Below are 15,393 nucleotides of genomic sequence, written 5' to 3' on the forward strand. Positions count from 1 at the left end.
CGAAACCGACACTGGTGGACTGGTAGAGTATACCAAGGCGCTTGAGAGAACTATGCTGAAGGAACTCGGCAAATTGCACGCGTAACTTCGGAAGAAGCGTGACCCTTTCATGCGCAAGCATGTGGAGGGTGGCACAGACCAGGGGGTAGCGACTGTTTATCAAAAACACAGGGCTCTGCGAAGTCGCAAGACGACGTATAGGGTCTGACGCCTGCCCGGTGCTGGAAGGTTAAGAGGAGAGGTGCAAGCTTTGAATCGAAGCCCCAGTAAACGGCGGCCGTAACTATAACGGTCCTAAGGTAGCGAAATTCCTTGTCGGGTAAGTTCCGACCTGCACGAATGGCGTAACGACTTCCCCGCTGTCTCCAGCATAGACTCAGTGAAATTGAATTCCCCGTGAAGATGCGGGGTTCCTGCGGTTAGACGGAAAGACCCCGTGCACCTTTACTATAGCTTTACATTGGCATTCGTAGTGGCATGTGTAGGATAGGTGGTAGGCTTTGAAGCCAGGGCGCCAGCCTTGGTGGAGCCACCCTTGAAATACCACCCTTATCTCTATGGATGTCTAACCGCGGCCCGTTATCCGGGTCCGGGACAATGTATGGTGGGTAGTTTGACTGGGGCGGTCGCCTCCTAAAGAGTAACGGAGGCGCGCGATGGTGGGCTCAGACCGGTCGGAAATCGGTCGTCGAGTGCAATGGCATAAGCCCGCCTGACTGCGAGACTGACAAGTCGAGCAGAGACGAAAGTCGGTCATAGTGATCCGGTGGTCCCGTGTGGAAGGGCCATCGCTCAACGGATAAAAGGTACGCCGGGGATAACAGGCTGATGACCCCCAAGAGTCCATATCGACGGGGTTGTTTGGCACCTCGATGTCGACTCATCGCATCCTGGGGCTGGAGCAGGTCCCAAGGGTATGGCTGTTCGCCATTTAAAGCGGTACGTGAGTTGGGTTCAGAACGTCGTGAGACAGTTCGGTCCCTATCTGCCGTGGGTGTAGGAATATTGAAAGGATCTGTCCCTAGTACGAGAGGACCGGGATGGACGGATCTCTGGTGGACCTGTTGTGGCGCCAGCCGCATAGCAGGGTAGCTATATCCGGACGGGATAACCGCTGAAGGCATCTAAGCGGGAAACCCACCTTAAAACGAGTATTCCCTGAGAACCGTGGAAGACGACCACGTTGATAGGCCGGGTGTGGAAGTGCGGCAACGCATGAAGCTTACCGGTACTAATAGTTCGATAGGCTTGATCGTTCTCATTCCTAATGCTCATCGCTGCCGAAAGGCAGGATGAAAAGGCACACAAAGACCAGCGAACAGCCCGAGAGGCACCCGACAGTTCCGCTGTCGACGCCTCTTGACGCTCCTTCGCTCAAAAAGCTTCTCGAACAACGTGCGTTTTGCCGACCTGGTGGTTATGGCGGAGCGGCTGCACCCGATCCCATTCCGAACTCGGCCGTGAAACGCTCCAGCGCTGATGGTACTTCGTCTCAAGACGCGGGAGAGTAAGTCGCTGCCAGGTCTGCCAAACGCACGTTAAATCCACGCATCGCAACGCGATGTTGCAATCTTCTCGATACAAACCAAGGCCCGCCAACGGGTAGACGGGCCGCGCAAGCGGCCCTTTCCATTGGCAGCAGCCTGAAATCCTCGCAATCAGGTGGGCAAATGCCTACATGAAGCAAGGAATCGCCGGAATATCCGCAAGCACAGCTTGCGAAAATGGTGGCGCGGGGTGGAGCAGCCCGGTAGCTCGTCAGGCTCATAACCTGAAGGTCACAGGTTCAAATCCTGTCCCCGCAACCAAATAACAAAACGCCCGTGTCAGAAATGACGCGGGCGTTTTGCTGTTCAACTGCCGGTGACGCGCCGATCGGAACCGCAGCAAAACCCCGCAAGCACGCAAACGCCGACAAAGCCGGGCAAAAAAGACAAAATCCTGGCTCCAAAATCAAAAAGGCCCGCACGGTGAAAACCGGCGGGCCTTTGTCGTATCACGCGCCGGCTTCAGCCAGCGGAGCGCTTCACTTCTGCCAGGCTGCGAACGGCGCCGGGCACGACCGGCGTGCCGCGCTGCGTCGAGGCGATCGCGGCGAAGGTCAGCCCAAGGCTCCGCAGATTGGCCCGGGCGCCGTTGAGCGGCTCGCGGCCGTCTTCGATGGCTGACAAAAGCTCTCCCATCGTGCCGGCAAAACCGTCGTTGAACCAGCTGCCTGCGAGTGCGGGCCGTGCCGTGCCGGCCATGGTCGTCAATTCCACCGCCTGAATGCCGAGGTCGGGGCCGGTGCTCGACAGGCTGCCTCCAGTGCCGGCGATGTAGCTGCGGTCCTGCGGGCCGAAGGGCGTCGCCCCGTCGAAGGCCAGAGAAGCCTGCCCACCGTCGAATTCGACAAGCGCCTGGGCGAGTAGCGGCGAAAGAAAAGTGAGCAGTCGATGGGCCGGCATCGTGTCTTGGCGGTGACCGCTCCAATGCCAGAGGCTGATTCCAGGTGCCTTGCGGTCATGAAAAAGGCCCGCGCGAAGCGGGCCTGATCATGTGGCAAAGGCTGGTCAGAGAGGCTTCTCCGGCCAGCCTGCCGGGCTCTCAGGAGCCGGTAATGAAGGGCATCAATTCGTGGGCGCCGCGATAGATCATCTCGCCGGCAACATAGAGGATGATCGCCAGGCCGACATAGGCGATCCAGCGATGCTTCTGCAGCAGGTTGGCGATGAAGCTCGCGGCAATGCCCATCAATGCGATCGACAGGACAAGACCGAAGACCAGAACGTTGGGATGGTCGCGCGCAGCGCCGGCGACGGCGAGCACATTGTCGAGCGACATGGACACGTCGGCGATGAGGATCTGCCAGGCTGCCTGGCCAAGGGTCTTGCGCGGGGCAGCACCTGCAACCTTGCCGTCCTTGTCGATGTCGCTTTCCGAAAGCGCCTCGATGGCCTGCGTTTCCTCGGCGTGGTTCTGGCGAAGCTCGCGCCACATCTTCCAGCACACCCACAACAGCAGCACGCCGCCGGCAAACAGCAGGCCGACGATCTGCAGCAACTGGGTCGTTGCGGCGGCAAAACCGATGCGCAGCACGGTCGCTGCGACAATGCCGATGAGAATGGCCTTTGCGCGCTGGTCCTTGGGCAGGCCCGCTGCGGCAAGGCCGATGATGATCGCGTTGTCACCCGCCAGGACCAGGTCGATCATGATCACCTGGAATAGAGCGGTCATTGCTTCGGGAGTGAAAAATTCTGTCATGCGGCACCCTTTGCTTTCAGCTGGGGGCGGCGCGGCTTGCAATCATAGCCGTAGGCAGCGCGGATTCCGCGCGTGTCAAAAAGTGCTGCTACAGCGTAGGGATTTCAAAAGCCAGGCCACCCGGATTGGAACGTCCAGTCCGACATCACAGTCCTGATGGACTGCCAGAGGGGCCCGGCCTGGTAGCGACTAGCTAATTGCCGGACGCGAGAAACTCAAGGCCAAATTTCGCAATGCAGAGCGGATTGGCGGCGATTAGCTGACCTCCCGGCGTGACGAGGGCACACACCCCATGGTACGCACGTCCTTCATGGCAGTGTGCAGGAGCGCGCGTGATAAGCCCGGAACAATTTCTGTCGTCGGTATTCTGGGCGCGGGAACTGCCGGAGGATGAGCGTGAGCGTGCGCGTCGCGGCATCATGTTGCGCACCCTTGAGCCGGGGACCTATTTCATCCATCGCGGCGATCGCATCGACAACTGGATCGGCGTCGTCAGTGGACTGTTGCGGCTGGGTTCGATCACCACCTCGGGCAAGGCCGTGACCTATGCCGGCCTGCCGCCGAGCTGCTGGTTCGGCGAAGGCTCGCTGCTCAAGGACGAGCCACGCCAGTATGACGTCCTTGCCCTGCGGCGTACGCAGGTGGCGCTACTCAACCGCTCGACATTTTTCTGGCTCTTCGAAAACAGCGTCGCCTTCGACCGGCTGCTGGTGCGGCTCATCAACGAGCGGCTCGGGCAGTTCATTGCGCAGGTCGAGCATGATCGCACGCTCGATTCGACGGGCAAGGTGGCGCGCAGCCTGGCCTCGCTGTTCAACCCGGTGATCAGTCCCTTCGTCGGCTCGCACATCGACATCAGCCAGGAGGAGATCGGCTTGCTGGCCGGCGTGTCGCGGCCTGTCGCCAACCGAATCCTGCAAGAACTGGAAAAGGCCGGCTTGCTCCGCAATGAGAGCGGCGGCGTTACGATCCTGGATCTGGAAAAGCTGCGCGGCTACGGCGAGTAGCGCGGCCGCCGCTGTGGCGCGTGGTTTATGAAGGTCTATGATTTCAAAGGGTTAGGCGTGCAATTGCGCCCAAGGCGCATGAGGCCGGTACCCAAGACTGAACATTGGCGTCCTGTCTGTCAAGCCAGCCCTTGAAAAAGCCTGCCAAGGTTGCGAGCTTCGATCCAACGACCGGGAACACCCGGCGATCTACGAGGGAACAAACGGGAGGCGTGCCTTTGGCACAAGGGAGCGTAACGCGCGAGCTCGATACGTTTGCCAAGCTGCTGTGCGAGCATGCTCGCCTGCGGCCCAGCCGCCCGGCGATGCGTCACAAGGATCTCGGCATCTGGCGGACATGGGACTGGAGCGAGCTGGCCCAAACCATCCGCGCCTATGCCGCCGGCTTGCAGCAACTCGGCCTGGAGCGCGGCGCGACCATCGCCGTCATCGGCGCGAACCGGCCGGCCATGTACTGGACCATTCTCGCCGCGCAATGGCTGGGGGCGATCCCCGTGCCGGTCTATGCCGATGCGGTGGCGGACGAGATGGCCTATGTGCTCGACCACGCCGACGTCGCCTTTGCGGCGGTGCAGGATCAGGAGCAGGTCGACAAGCTGATCTCGGTCCAGGACCGCGTGCCCAAGCTCCGCACCGTTCTCTATGACGAGCCGCGCGGCTTGCGCGACTACGATCACAGCCGGCTCCATGCCATCGGCGGCATCATCGAGCAGGGCCGCGAGCTTCTGCGGACCGATCCGGCTGCTGCAAGGGCGGTCGATGCCGAGCGGGATCGTGGTCAGGCCAGCGACATCTCCATCATCCTGTATACCTCCGGCACGACAGGCCGATCCAAGGGTGTGCTGCTGACCGCCGGCGGCTCTATCGCGGCGGCGCGCGATACCGTCACCTTCGACAAGCTCACCGACCGCGACGAAGTGCTCGCCTACCTGCCACTGGCCTGGGTCGGCGATCACTACCTCAACTACGCCCAGTCTATGGTCGCGGGCTTCTGCGTCGCTTGTCCCGAAAGCCGGGAAACGGCGGAAGCCGACACGCAGGAGATCGGACCGAGCTTCTATTTCGCGCCGCCGCGCGTGTTCGAGACGCTGCTGACCCGGATCACCATCCGCATGGAGGATGCCGGAGCGCTCAAGCGCGGTATGTTCAATTACTTCATCGGCGTAGCCAGGCGTTGGGGTGAAAAGATCCTCGACGGCGAGACCGTGCCGCTCGGCGCCCGCCTCGGCTACGTGATCGGGAACCTGCTGGTTTACGCGCCGCTGAAGAACGTGCTCGGCTTTTCCCGCATTCGCGTCGCCTACACGGCCGGCGAGGCAATCGGACCGGACCTGTTTTCCTTCTACCGGTCGCTTGGCCTCAACCTGAAGCAGCTCTACGGCCAGACCGAGGCCTTTCTCTATGTCACCGCGCAGCCCGACGGGCAGATCCGCGCCGGCACGGTCGGGCCGGCGACGCCCAATGTCGAGATCCGCATCGCCGACGATGGCGAGGTGCTCTATCGCTCGCCTGGCCAGTTCGTCGGCTATTACAAGGACGCTGAACGCACGGCAGAAACGGTCACCCCGGAAGGTTACGTGAAGACAGGCGACGCCGGCTTCTTCGATCCCGACGGCCACCTCACCATCATCGACCGCGCCAAGGATGTCGGCAAGTTGAGCTCGGGCGCGCTGTTCGCGCCGAAATACATCGAAAACAAGCTGAAATTCTTCCCCAACATCAAGGAAGCCGTTGCCTTCGGGCAGGACCGCGACTTCGTCACGGTCATGGTCAACATCGACCTGACGGCGGTCGGCAACTGGGCGGAACGCAAGAACATCGCCTACGGCTCCTACCAGGAGCTGGCGCAGCGCCCCGAGGTCTATGAAATGTTCACCGGTCACGTCGCCGAGGTGAACCGGGCACTGGCCGCCGAGCCGCGCATGGCGGCGGCGCAGATCAAGCGCTTCCTTATCCTGCACAAGGAACTCGACGCCGACGACGGCGAGATGACGCGCACGCAGAAGGTGCGGCGCGGCTTCATTGCCGAACGCTACAAGCCTCTGGTCGACGCGCTCTACAATGGCTCGGAGGCCTCCGACATCTCGACCGAAGTGACCTTCGAGGACGGCCGCAAGGGTATCATATCCGCCAGGGTCCGCATCGCCGAGGCTGAGGTTGCGCAAGTCGCCAAGCTTGGGGTCGCCGCATGAACGTCGCACCCGAAACACTGCTGGCGGTCGATGGCGTATCGCTGTCCTTCGGCGGGGTGAAGGCCATCACCGATGTGTCCTTCGACATCCGCAAGGGCGAGATCCGCGCCATCATCGGCCCCAACGGCGCCGGCAAGACCTCGATGCTGAACGTGGTCAACGGCTTCTACCACCCCCAGCACGGCCGCATCACCTACAAGGGCAAGACCCGTCCGCGCATGCGGCCCTATCAGGCCGCGAGCCAGGGCATCGCCCGCACCTTCCAGAACGTGGCGCTGTTCCGCGGCATGAGCACGCTCGACAACATCATGGTCGGCCGCACGCTGAAGATGCACCGCGGTCTGTTGTGGCAGATGCTGCGCTACGGCCCGGCGATGCGCGAGGAGATCGAGCACCGGCGCGTGGTCGAAGACATCATCGATTTCCTGCAGATCGAGGCGATCCGCAAGACGCCGGTCGGCAAGCTGCCCTACGGCCTGCAGAAGCGCGTCGAGCTTGGCCGTGCGCTGGCGATGGAGCCGGAGCTCTTGCTGCTCGACGAGCCGATGGCCGGCATGAACATCGAGGAGAAGGAGGACATGTGCCGCTACATCCTCGATCTCAACAAGCATTTCGGTACCACCATCGCCCTGATCGAGCACGACATGGGCGTGGTGATGGACCTGTCGGACCGCGTGGTGGTGCTCGAATACGGGCACAAGATTGCCGACGGCACGCCCGAAGTGGTCAAGGCCGATCCCAAGGTCATCGAGGCCTATCTCGGCGTGGGGCACTGACCATGCCGGTGTCTGGTGGAGGAGGAAAAATCCGCATGAACACGAGACGCAGGGCAGCGGAGACGACGGCAGGCGGCTTGGCATGTCGCCAGGCCTGTCCGACGCGCCGGGCCGGCTGAGGAGGGAGACCGATGCTCTACAACATCTTCATCGACCCCTTCGTGCAGATGGTGCAGATGCCCGACCTTTTGGTCCAGACCCTGTGGGAGGGGCTGGTGTCGGGCGTCCTCTATGCGCTGATCGCCCTTGGCTTCGTACTCATATTCAAGGCGTCGGGCGTGTTCAACTTCGCCCAGGGCATCATGGTCGTGTTTTCAGCGCTTACCCTCGTCGGCTTCTACGAGAAGTTTTCGGCCGCGGGCTTTTCCGGCCACACCGCGGCCTTCGTCGCGCTGATCCTGACGGCGGGCGTGATGTTCGTGCTGGCGATGCTGGTCGAGCGCGTCGTGCTGAGGCCGCTGGTCAACCAGCCCGACATCATCTTGTTCATGGCGACGTTCGGCGTCACCTATGTGCTGATCGGCTTCGGCGAGATGGTGTTCGGCGGCGACCCCAAGCAGATGATCGCCAGCGAGCTGTTCCTGCCCAGCGGCTCGGTCGACGTCGAGATGCTCGGCGGCCTTGTCAGCTTCCAGAAGATCGACATCGCCGCCGCCGTCATCGCCTCCGTGATGATCGTCGGGCTCGCCCTGTTCTTCCAGAAGACCCGCATCGGCCGGGCCTTGCGCGCCGTTGCCGACAGCCACAAGGCAGCGCTTTCGGTCGGCATATCGCTCAACCAGATCTGGGTTATCGTCTGGTTCGCCGCCGGCCTGGTCGCACTGGTGACCGGCATCATGTGGGGCGCCCGTTCCGACGTCTCCTTCGCGCTCGAGATCGTGGCGCTCAAGGCGCTGCCGGTGCTGGTGCTGGGCGGGCTGACCTCGGTGCCCGGCGCGATCGTCGGCGGGCTGATCATCGGCATCGGCGAAAAGCTCGGCGAATTCTACTGGGGCCCCCTGCTCGGCGGCGGCATCGAGAGCTGGTTTGCTTACGCCATAGCCCTGCTGTTCCTGCTGTATCGGCCGCAGGGTCTGTTCGGCGACAAGATAATCGAGCGGATCTGACACCATGTTCTATCGCGAGACGGGCCAGTTCAAGCAAAGCTACGCGGCCGACCAGGCAGTGTTCCCGATCCTGCAGGACCGGTTCGGCCTGGCCTTCATCCTGCTCATCGCCTTCGTCGCGGTGCCCCTGTTCGGCAACGAGTTCTTGCTTGCCTCGGTGATGGTGCCGTTCCTGATCCTGTCGTTGGGCGCAATCGGGCTCAACATCCTTGTCGGCTACACCGGACTGCTCTCCCTCGGCTCGGCCGCCTTCATGGGCGTCGGCGCCTATTCGGCCTACAAGCTGTCGACCATCTTTCCAGGCGTCAACATCCTGGTCTGGATCCTCTGCTCGGGCTTCTTCGCCGCAGGCATCGGCGTGCTGTTCGGCCTGCCGTCGCTGCGCATCAAGGGCTTCTACCTGGCGGTCGCGACGCTGGCCGCGCAGTTCTTCCTGCAGTGGTGCTTCGTGCGCATCAGCTGGCTCTACAACGACAATCCGTCCGGAGCCATCGAAGTGCCGGCCCGCACGCTGTTCGGCCTGGCCATCACCGGCCCCTCCGCGACGCCCGTCACGCGCTACCTCGTGGTGCTGGTCATCGTCGTCGTCATGACCCTGCTCGCTTCCAACATCGTCCATGGCAGGATCGGCCGCACCTGGATGGCGGTGCGCGACATGGACATTGCAGCGCAGCTGATGGGCATCCGGCTGCTGCCGGCAAAGCTGCTGGCGTTTGCGGTGTCGTCCTTCTACTGCGGTGTTTCGGGCGCGCTCATGGTCTTCCTCTGGCTCGGGGCCGCCGAGCCGTCCGCCTTCGACATCAAGCTGTCGTTCTTGCTGCTGTTCATGGTCATTATCGGTGGCCTCGGCTCGATGATCGGCAGCTTCTTTGGCGCAGCGCTGATCCACATCCTGCCGATCGTCATCCGCATGCTGCCCGAGGCGCTTGGCCTGCCCATTGCTGCCGCAACGGTGGAGCACCTGACGTATCTGATCGTCGGCGCCCTCATCATCTTTTTCCTGATCGTCGAACCGCACGGCCTCGCGCGGCTCTGGCAGATCGCCAAGCAGAAGCTTCGTGTGTGGCCCTTCCCTTACTAGGGGCCATGCACAAGACGGAAATGCAAAAGAAGTAGGGAGGAGAACGAAATGTCGCTCAAGAACTGGCTATACGCACTTTCTGCAGCAGCATCGCTGACCTTGCCGGCCGTGCACGGCGCGCAGGCCCAGGAAGAATCGATCTACGTGCCGCTGTTCACCTATCGCACCGGCCCGTTTGCCGGGTCCGGAACGCCGATCGCCAACGGCATGCACGACTACCTGACGCTTCTCAACGAGCGCGACGGCGGCATCGGCGGCGTCAAGCTGATCGTTGAGGAGTGCGAGACCGGCTACGACACCAAGAAGGGCCTCGAATGTTATGAATCGGTGAAGCCCAAGAAGCCGGTGATCGTCAATCCGTGGTCGACAGGCATCACCTTGCCGCTGATCCCCAAGGCCGCCGTGGACAAGATCCCGGTGCTATCGATGGCCTACGGCCTGTCGGCCTCGGCCAAGGGCGACACCTTCCCATGGATCTTCAACCCGCCGGCAACCTACTGGGACGGCTTCACCCAGATCCTGCAATACATCGCCACCCAGGAAGGCGGCGGCATCGACAAGCTCAAGGGCAAGAAGATCGGCTACATCTATCTCGATGCCAGCTTCGGCCGCGAGCCGCTGCCGCTGATCGAGCAGCTGTCGAAGGAACTCGGCTTCGAGGCCAAGCTCTATCCGGTGGCCGCCGCCGACATGCAGAACCAGTCGTCGCAGTGGCTGAGCGTTCGCCGCGACAAGCCCGACTACATGATCCTCTACGGCTGGGGCGCGCTGAATGCCACCGCCGTCAAGGAAGCGGTGAAGACCAACTACCCGATGGAGAAGTTCATCTCGATCTGGTGGCCGAGCGAGGATGACGCCAAGGGTGCCGGAGACGGCGCAAAGGGCTTCAAGACGCTGAACTGGCATGCCGTGGGCGCGGACTTCCCGCTTCTCGCCGACATCCAGAAGCACGTCGTCGATGCCGGCAAGAGCCAGGTTTCTGGCAAGGACAAGGTCGGCCAGGTTCTCTACAACCGCGGCATCTACAATTCGATGCTGATCGCCGAGGCCATCCGCAAGGCGCAGGAGATCACCGGCAAGAAGGCGGTCACCGGCGAGGACGTTCGCCGCGGCCTGGAAGGCCTCAGCATCGATGAGGCGCGGCTCAAGGAAATCGGCCTCGAAGGCTTCACCGGTGCGGTCAAGCTTTCCTGCGCCGACCACAACGGCCACTTCTCGACCTTCGTCCAGAGCTGGAACGGCACCACCTACGAGAAGGTGTCCGACTACATCGCGCCGATGAGCGACAAGGTCGGGCCGCTGCTCGATGCCGACGCCAAGGCCTATGCCGAGAAGAACGCACCGTGGCCGGCCCGCGCCGAGGCCTGCGACGCCTCGTAAGGCTGCAGCTTGAACCCTGTCCCTTCCCCGTCAGGGGGAGGGACCTTTGTCCCGGAGCTTGCTGATGTCTGAACATGCTTCCAACGCGGTCGAGCCGGCCCGCCCGATGCTGTCGGTTAACAACATCGAGGTGATCTACGATCACGTCATCCTCGTCCTCAAGGGCGTGTCCCTCACTGTCCCGCAGGGCGGCATCGTCGCCATCCTCGGCGCCAATGGCGCCGGCAAGACGACGACGCTGAAGGCGATCTCAAATCTTCTGCATGCCGAGCGCGGCGAGGTCACCAAGGGCTCGATCGAGTTCGACGGCGAACGTGTCGACAGCCTCAGCCCGAACGAGCTGGTGCGGCGCGGCTGCATCCAGGTGATGGAGGGGCGGCACTGCTTCGGCCATCTCAGCATCGAGGAAAACCTGCTCACCGGTGCCTTCACGCGGCGCGACGGCAACCGCGCCATCCGTGACGACCTCGACATGATCTACGCCTACTTCCCCCGGCTGAGGCAGCGGCGGTCTTCGATGGCCGGCTACACCTCGGGCGGCGAGCAGCAGATGTGCGCCATCGGCCGCGCCATGATGAGCCGTCCCAAGATGATCCTGCTCGACGAGCCGTCGATGGGGCTCGCGCCGCAGGTGGTCGACGAGATCTTCGAGATCGTCAGGGACCTGAACGACAAGCAGGGCGTGTCGTTCCTGGTGGCCGAGCAGAACACCAACATGGCGCTGAAATACGCCACCTACGGCTACATCATGGAAACCGGCCGCATCGTCATGGATGGCGACGCCGCCTCGTTGCGCGACAACGAGGACGTCAAGGAATTCTATCTCGGCATTGGCGGCGAGGGCCGCAAGTCGTTCCGCGAGGTCAAGAGCTACAAGCGGCGCAAGCGCTGGCTGGCCTGAACCGCGTCATTTTCCGGGTGTTGCGCGGTCATGCCCGCTGGGTGGCGCGCCCTCATCGTCCAGAACCTAGGTGAACCATGGTCACGAACGCACATTACGATGCCGCGGAAACCCAGGACCCGGCCGTCCGCGAGGCGGCACTTTTTGCTAGGCTGCGGTCGCTGCTCGATGGCGCGCAAGCCAGCGCGCCGGCCCTGCGCCAACAGCTCGAGGGGAGTGAGGTTGCGAGCCTCGTCGACCGTGCAGCGCTCCAGCAGGTGCCGGTCATCCGCAAGGGCGACCTGATTGCCCTGCAGGCCAAGGATCCGCCCTTCGCCGGCTTGTCGCCCGTCAGGCCTGGCGCGCTGAAGCGCCTGCTTGTCTCACCGGGGCCGATCTTCGACCCCGAAGGCCGCGACGACGACTGGTGGGGTGCGGCGCGGGCCCTTTTCGCGGCCGGCATGCGTCGGGAAGACATCGTCCACAACGCCTTCAGCTACCACCTGACACCGGGCGGCCACATGATGGAATCGGGTGCCCATGCGCTCGGCTGCGCGGTGATCCCCGCCGGTGTCGGCAACACCGATCAGCAGGTCGAGGCGGTCGTAGCGCTCAAGCCGTCCGGCTATATAGGCACGCCCGACTTCCTCAAGATCCTGCTCGACCGCATGAGTGCCACCGGTGCCGTCAGTCCGTTCCGCCACGCCTTGGTATCGGGTGCCGCGTTCCCGGCCTCGCTGCAGCAGGAGATCGCCGGCGCCGGCATCGACGCCTATCAGGCCTATGCCAGCGCAGAACTCGGCGTCGCCGCCTATGAAACCACGGCGCGCTCGGGCCTGGTGGTCAACGAGGGACTGATCGTCGAGATCGTGCGCCCGGGCACCGGCGAGGCTGTGGCCGATGGCGAGGTTGGCGAGGTCGTGGTCACACGCCTCGTCCCGGAATATCCCTTGCTGCGTTTCGGCACCGGCGACCTGTCGCGGGTGCTCTCCGGCCTCAGCTCCTGCGGCCGTACCAACATGCGGCTCGCCGGCTGGATGGGCCGCGCCGACCAGCGCACCAAGGTCAAGGGCATGTTCGTCGACCCGGCTCAGGTTGCCGCCATCGGACGCAGGTTTCCCGCCCTCGGCCGGCTTCGCCTCGTCGTCGGCCGCGACGGCGCACAGGACACGATGCTGCTCAAGGTCGAAGCCGGCGCGGCCAGCGACGAACTCCGTGCGGAGCTCGAGGCGGCATTGCAGGCCGCGACCAAGATGAAGGGCTGGGTCGAGATCGTCGCCCTTGGCAGCCTGCCCAATGACGGCAAGGTCATCGCCGACGACCGTCCGGTCGAATAGTCCCCGGCAGCCGCGGCCTCAGTAGGCCGTCCGGTAGATCGACAGGATGTCGCCTCGCGCCAGTTCGCGCGGGTTGTTGTCGAGCAGACGGCGGATGGCGAAGGCGTCGTCTGCCATCGTCTCCAGGTCGTTCTCCGGCACGCCGAGCTGGGACAGCCTCATCTCGATGCCGAGCGAGGCGCAATAGTCATGCGTCGACCCGAACACGTCCTGCACGGCATGGGCCTCCGGCAGCCCGAGGGCCGACAGGATATGGCTCGTCTTTTCCGAGGCCGCCGGTAGGTTGAAGGCGAGCACATGCGGGAAGATCAGCGCGTTGGCCGCACCATGGGCGATGTGCCAGCGCGTGCCCAGCGGATAGGCGAGCGCATGGCCGCCGGCGGTGTTGACCGGGCCGAGGCAGAAGCCGCCATAGAGCGAGGCGAGCGCCAGCCCGGCGCGGGCCTCGACGTCGCTGCCGTCCTTCACCGCGCGGGCGAGATAGCGGCCGACCAGCTTCACGCCTTCCAGCGCGTAGAGGTCGATCATCGGATGCGCCTTCTTGTTGGTGTAGGCCTCGACGCAATGGGCCATGGCATCGACGCCGGTGGCGGCGGTGACGGCCGGTGGCACGGTCATCGTCAGCGCCGGGTCGACGACGGCGATGTCGGCCAGCATTTCGATGCTTTCGACGGCGAGCTTGGCCTGCGTTACGGGATCGGTGACGAGGGCGCGAATGCCGGCCTCGCTGCCGGTGCCCGACGTCGTCGGCACCTGAGCGAGCGCGACCCGGCGCTTGGCCGCCTTGCCGACGCCGACGATGTCCTGCAGCCGCTGCCCGCTACCGGCCATCACCGAGACGAGCTTGGCGAGATCCATCGCGCTGCCACCGCCGAAACCGACGATCAGGTCGGCTTGCGACAGCGCGGCAAGTTCCAGCACTTTTTCGAGATTGGGCAGGTCAGGCTCGGGGCGCACTTCGCCGAAGACGACGGTTTCGATGCCGAGATCGAGTGTCGCCACGCGCGTGGCGTTGAAGGCGTCGGCAACGACGAGTGCCTTCTTGACGTTGCGCGCCTTCACCCAGCCGGCAAGCCGCGAAACCACGCCGGGACCGAATTCGATGACCGGAGGCCGAACGATCGAGATGGGCGTGCTGAGACCGGTCATCGTCTATGCTCCTGCTGGATTTGGTCGCCGCGATCACGCATCAGCTGTCGGCCGGGGAGAGGCGGACGTATTTGATGGCGCGGCGGAAATAGGTGAAGGCGACGTGGATCGTCCCGTCCGGGGTCGCGAGGATCGACGGGTAGGAGAACTCGCGGTTCAGCCCGTCCTTGGAATTGTTGGTCAGGCAGAAGCCATCGCCGGTCTCGAGGTCGATCCGCTCGCCGAAGGTTGCGCCGCCATCGGACGAGAAGGCGAGGCTGAGCGGCGCGCGCGGCACGCCCCAGACGGCCTTGCGGCCCTCCGGCTCGGCAGCAGGCTCGGTCGCGACCGGCTCGTCGCCCTCGATCTCGTCATAGAGCGAAAGGCGCCGGTCATCCGACATCGACGCATTGGCGTGGTTGTACACGATGGCAATGCGGCCATCGCCTGTTCGCACGGCCTGGACCGACGAATTATTGTTGGGCAGCTCGGTCGTTTCAGGGGCGCTCCAACGGCGGCCGCCGTCATGCGAGCGGCTGCGCAGCACCTGCTCGGAGAAGCGGTTGCGGTAAAGCGCTACCATCTCGTCACCGCCGAGCGGCACGATGTTCATGTGCACGGCGCCGATGCTGTCGGGCACGTCATGCATGGTCCAGCTTGTGCCGGCATCGGTGGAGATGAGCACGGCAGCGGTGTCGACATCGCCGCTCCAGCGCGTCCCCGGTCGGCCGATGCAGCGGAACACCGGCAGCAGCCACTCGCCGCGATCATTGACGATGATCGGTTGGCGCACGAAGGTGCCGGGGATGTCGCAGAGCACCGACACCTCGCCGAAGCTCTTGCCGCCGTCATTGGAGATGCGCCGCTTGACCACCGCACCGTCCTGGTGGCCCGAGGTCTGCGAGGTGTAGAGCAGGCACACCTTGCCGTCGGGCGCGTTGAACAGCAGTGGGTTCTGTTCTGATTTCTGCGCATCGTCCGACATCTTTTCCGGTGCCGACCAAGTGTCGGAACCGGGTGCCAGACGCGACAGGTAGACCGAGATGTCGCCCATGCCTTCCATCGTGCCGCCGAACCAGACGCAGGCGAGCGTGCCGTCGGGCAGCAGGCTGAGGTTCGCGGCGTGGTTCTGCACCGTTGGCGACGGCAGGAAGGCGTCGGTGCGTCCCGCAGACACCTGGTGCAACTTGCCGTCCATTTGCGCGGCAACATCCGCGTGGGTCATGCCTGCAGCGGATGATTGTGCCTGGGCCGCGGTGGTGG

The 15,393-nt window shown here is 63.6% G+C and carries 12 protein-coding genes, 1 tRNA gene and 2 rRNA genes (1 of these 15 cut by a window edge); 11 read left to right on the forward strand and 4 right to left on the reverse strand.

Features of this window, described 5'->3' with window-relative positions:
* From WHT83_RS05150 to WHT83_RS05160, 3 genes are all read left to right on the forward strand, one after another.
* A 23S ribosomal RNA gene (locus WHT83_RS05150) occupies positions 1-1,256 on the forward strand (it extends 1,558 nt beyond the left edge of the window).
* Positions 1,257-1,409: 153 nt separating this feature from the next.
* Positions 1,410-1,524: ribosomal RNA gene (rrf, locus tag WHT83_RS05155) — 5S ribosomal RNA — on the forward strand.
* A gap of 207 nt (positions 1,525-1,731) precedes the next feature.
* Positions 1,732-1,808 (forward strand) — tRNA-Met (locus tag WHT83_RS05160).
* Positions 1,809-2,009: 201 nt separating this feature from the next.
* Here the strand turns inward: WHT83_RS05160 and WHT83_RS05165 are convergent.
* The gene (locus WHT83_RS05165; RefSeq protein WP_406873165.1) at positions 2,010-2,447 is read right to left on the reverse strand and encodes a hypothetical protein; all 438 of its coding nucleotides are present in this window, start codon (positions 2,445-2,447) and stop codon (positions 2,010-2,012) included.
* Positions 2,448-2,586: 139 nt separating this feature from the next.
* Positions 2,587-3,243: a TerC family protein gene (locus WHT83_RS05170; RefSeq protein ID WP_108605901.1), complete on the reverse strand. Its 657-nt coding sequence runs from the start codon at positions 3,241-3,243 to the stop codon at positions 2,587-2,589.
* A gap of 332 nt (positions 3,244-3,575) precedes the next feature.
* On the opposite strand from WHT83_RS05170, the gene WHT83_RS05175 reads away from it, so the two are divergent.
* From WHT83_RS05175 to WHT83_RS05210, 8 genes are all read left to right on the forward strand, one after another.
* Positions 3,576-4,250 carry a Crp/Fnr family transcriptional regulator gene (locus tag WHT83_RS05175; RefSeq protein WP_318762959.1) on the forward strand — a complete coding sequence of 225 codons (675 nt, stop codon included), beginning with the start codon at positions 3,576-3,578 and terminating at the stop codon, positions 4,248-4,250.
* A gap of 218 nt (positions 4,251-4,468) precedes the next feature.
* Complete coding sequence (locus tag WHT83_RS05180) at positions 4,469-6,442, forward strand: AMP-dependent synthetase/ligase (RefSeq protein ID WP_406873166.1); 1,974 nt, start codon at positions 4,469-4,471, stop codon at positions 6,440-6,442.
* The gene (locus WHT83_RS05185) at positions 6,439-7,218 is read left to right on the forward strand and encodes an ABC transporter ATP-binding protein (protein ID WP_406873167.1); all 780 of its coding nucleotides are present in this window, start codon (positions 6,439-6,441) and stop codon (positions 7,216-7,218) included. The genes WHT83_RS05180 and WHT83_RS05185 overlap by 4 nt, the downstream gene beginning before the upstream one ends.
* A 131-nt stretch (positions 7,219-7,349) precedes the next feature.
* On the forward strand, positions 7,350-8,324 hold the full coding sequence (locus WHT83_RS05190; RefSeq protein WP_183263172.1) for a branched-chain amino acid ABC transporter permease: 975 nt from the start codon (positions 7,350-7,352) through the stop codon (positions 8,322-8,324).
* A 4-nt stretch (positions 8,325-8,328) separates the two neighbouring features.
* A complete protein-coding gene (locus WHT83_RS05195; RefSeq protein ID WP_406873168.1) occupies positions 8,329-9,405 on the forward strand; it encodes a branched-chain amino acid ABC transporter permease in 1,077 nt (358 codons plus the stop codon).
* A 48-nt stretch (positions 9,406-9,453) separates the two neighbouring features.
* Complete coding sequence (locus tag WHT83_RS05200; protein ID WP_406873169.1) at positions 9,454-10,785, forward strand: ABC transporter substrate-binding protein; 1,332 nt, start codon at positions 9,454-9,456, stop codon at positions 10,783-10,785.
* A 64-nt stretch (positions 10,786-10,849) separates the two neighbouring features.
* On the forward strand, positions 10,850-11,686 hold the full coding sequence (locus WHT83_RS05205) for an ABC transporter ATP-binding protein (RefSeq protein WP_318762953.1): 837 nt from the start codon (positions 10,850-10,852) through the stop codon (positions 11,684-11,686).
* A 77-nt stretch (positions 11,687-11,763) separates the two neighbouring features.
* On the forward strand, positions 11,764-13,002 hold the full coding sequence (locus WHT83_RS05210; protein ID WP_318762952.1) for a phenylacetate--CoA ligase family protein: 1,239 nt from the start codon (positions 11,764-11,766) through the stop codon (positions 13,000-13,002).
* A gap of 18 nt (positions 13,003-13,020) precedes the next feature.
* On the opposite strand, the gene WHT83_RS05215 is transcribed toward WHT83_RS05210, so the two are convergent.
* Together WHT83_RS05215 and WHT83_RS05220 are read right to left on the reverse strand one after the other, a co-directional pair.
* Positions 13,021-14,151 (reverse strand): iron-containing alcohol dehydrogenase, encoded by a 1,131-nt coding sequence (locus WHT83_RS05215; protein WP_318762951.1) that lies wholly within the window; start codon positions 14,149-14,151, stop codon positions 13,021-13,023.
* Positions 14,152-14,191: 40 nt separating this feature from the next.
* Positions 14,192-15,355: an exo-alpha-sialidase gene (locus tag WHT83_RS05220; protein WP_404801299.1), complete on the reverse strand. Its 1,164-nt coding sequence runs from the start codon at positions 15,353-15,355 to the stop codon at positions 14,192-14,194.
* Between the last annotated feature and the right edge of the window lie 38 nt (positions 15,356-15,393).

The sequence above is a fragment of the Aminobacter sp. P9b genome, from assembly GCF_045345995.1.
GTDB lineage: Bacteria > Pseudomonadota > Alphaproteobacteria > Rhizobiales > Rhizobiaceae > Aminobacter > Aminobacter niigataensis.

Excerpts from the sequence above, each read along its gene's own strand:
- WHT83_RS05200 (WP_406873169.1), top strand. The coding sequence starts at position 9,454 with ATGTCGCTCAAGAACTGGCTATACGCACTTTCTGCAGCAGCATCGCTG.
- WHT83_RS05195 (WP_406873168.1), top strand. The coding sequence starts at position 8,329 with ATGTTCTATCGCGAGACGGGCCAGTTCAAGCAAAGCTACGCGGCCGAC.
- WHT83_RS05185 (WP_406873167.1), top strand. The coding sequence starts at position 6,439 with ATGAACGTCGCACCCGAAACACTGCTGGCGGTCGATGGCGTATCGCTG.
- WHT83_RS05165 (WP_406873165.1), bottom strand. The coding sequence starts at position 2,447 with ATGCCGGCCCATCGACTGCTCACTTTTCTTTCGCCGCTACTCGCCCAG.
- WHT83_RS05215 (WP_318762951.1), bottom strand. The coding sequence starts at position 14,151 with ATGACCGGTCTCAGCACGCCCATCTCGATCGTTCGGCCTCCGGTCATC.
- WHT83_RS05205 (WP_318762953.1), top strand. The coding sequence starts at position 10,850 with ATGTCTGAACATGCTTCCAACGCGGTCGAGCCGGCCCGCCCGATGCTG.
- WHT83_RS05190 (WP_183263172.1), top strand. The coding sequence starts at position 7,350 with ATGCTCTACAACATCTTCATCGACCCCTTCGTGCAGATGGTGCAGATG.
- WHT83_RS05220 (WP_404801299.1), bottom strand. The coding sequence starts at position 15,355 with ATGACCCACGCGGATGTTGCCGCGCAAATGGACGGCAAGTTGCACCAG.
- WHT83_RS05170 (WP_108605901.1), bottom strand. The coding sequence starts at position 3,243 with ATGACAGAATTTTTCACTCCCGAAGCAATGACCGCTCTATTCCAGGTG.
- WHT83_RS05210 (WP_318762952.1), top strand. The coding sequence starts at position 11,764 with ATGGTCACGAACGCACATTACGATGCCGCGGAAACCCAGGACCCGGCC.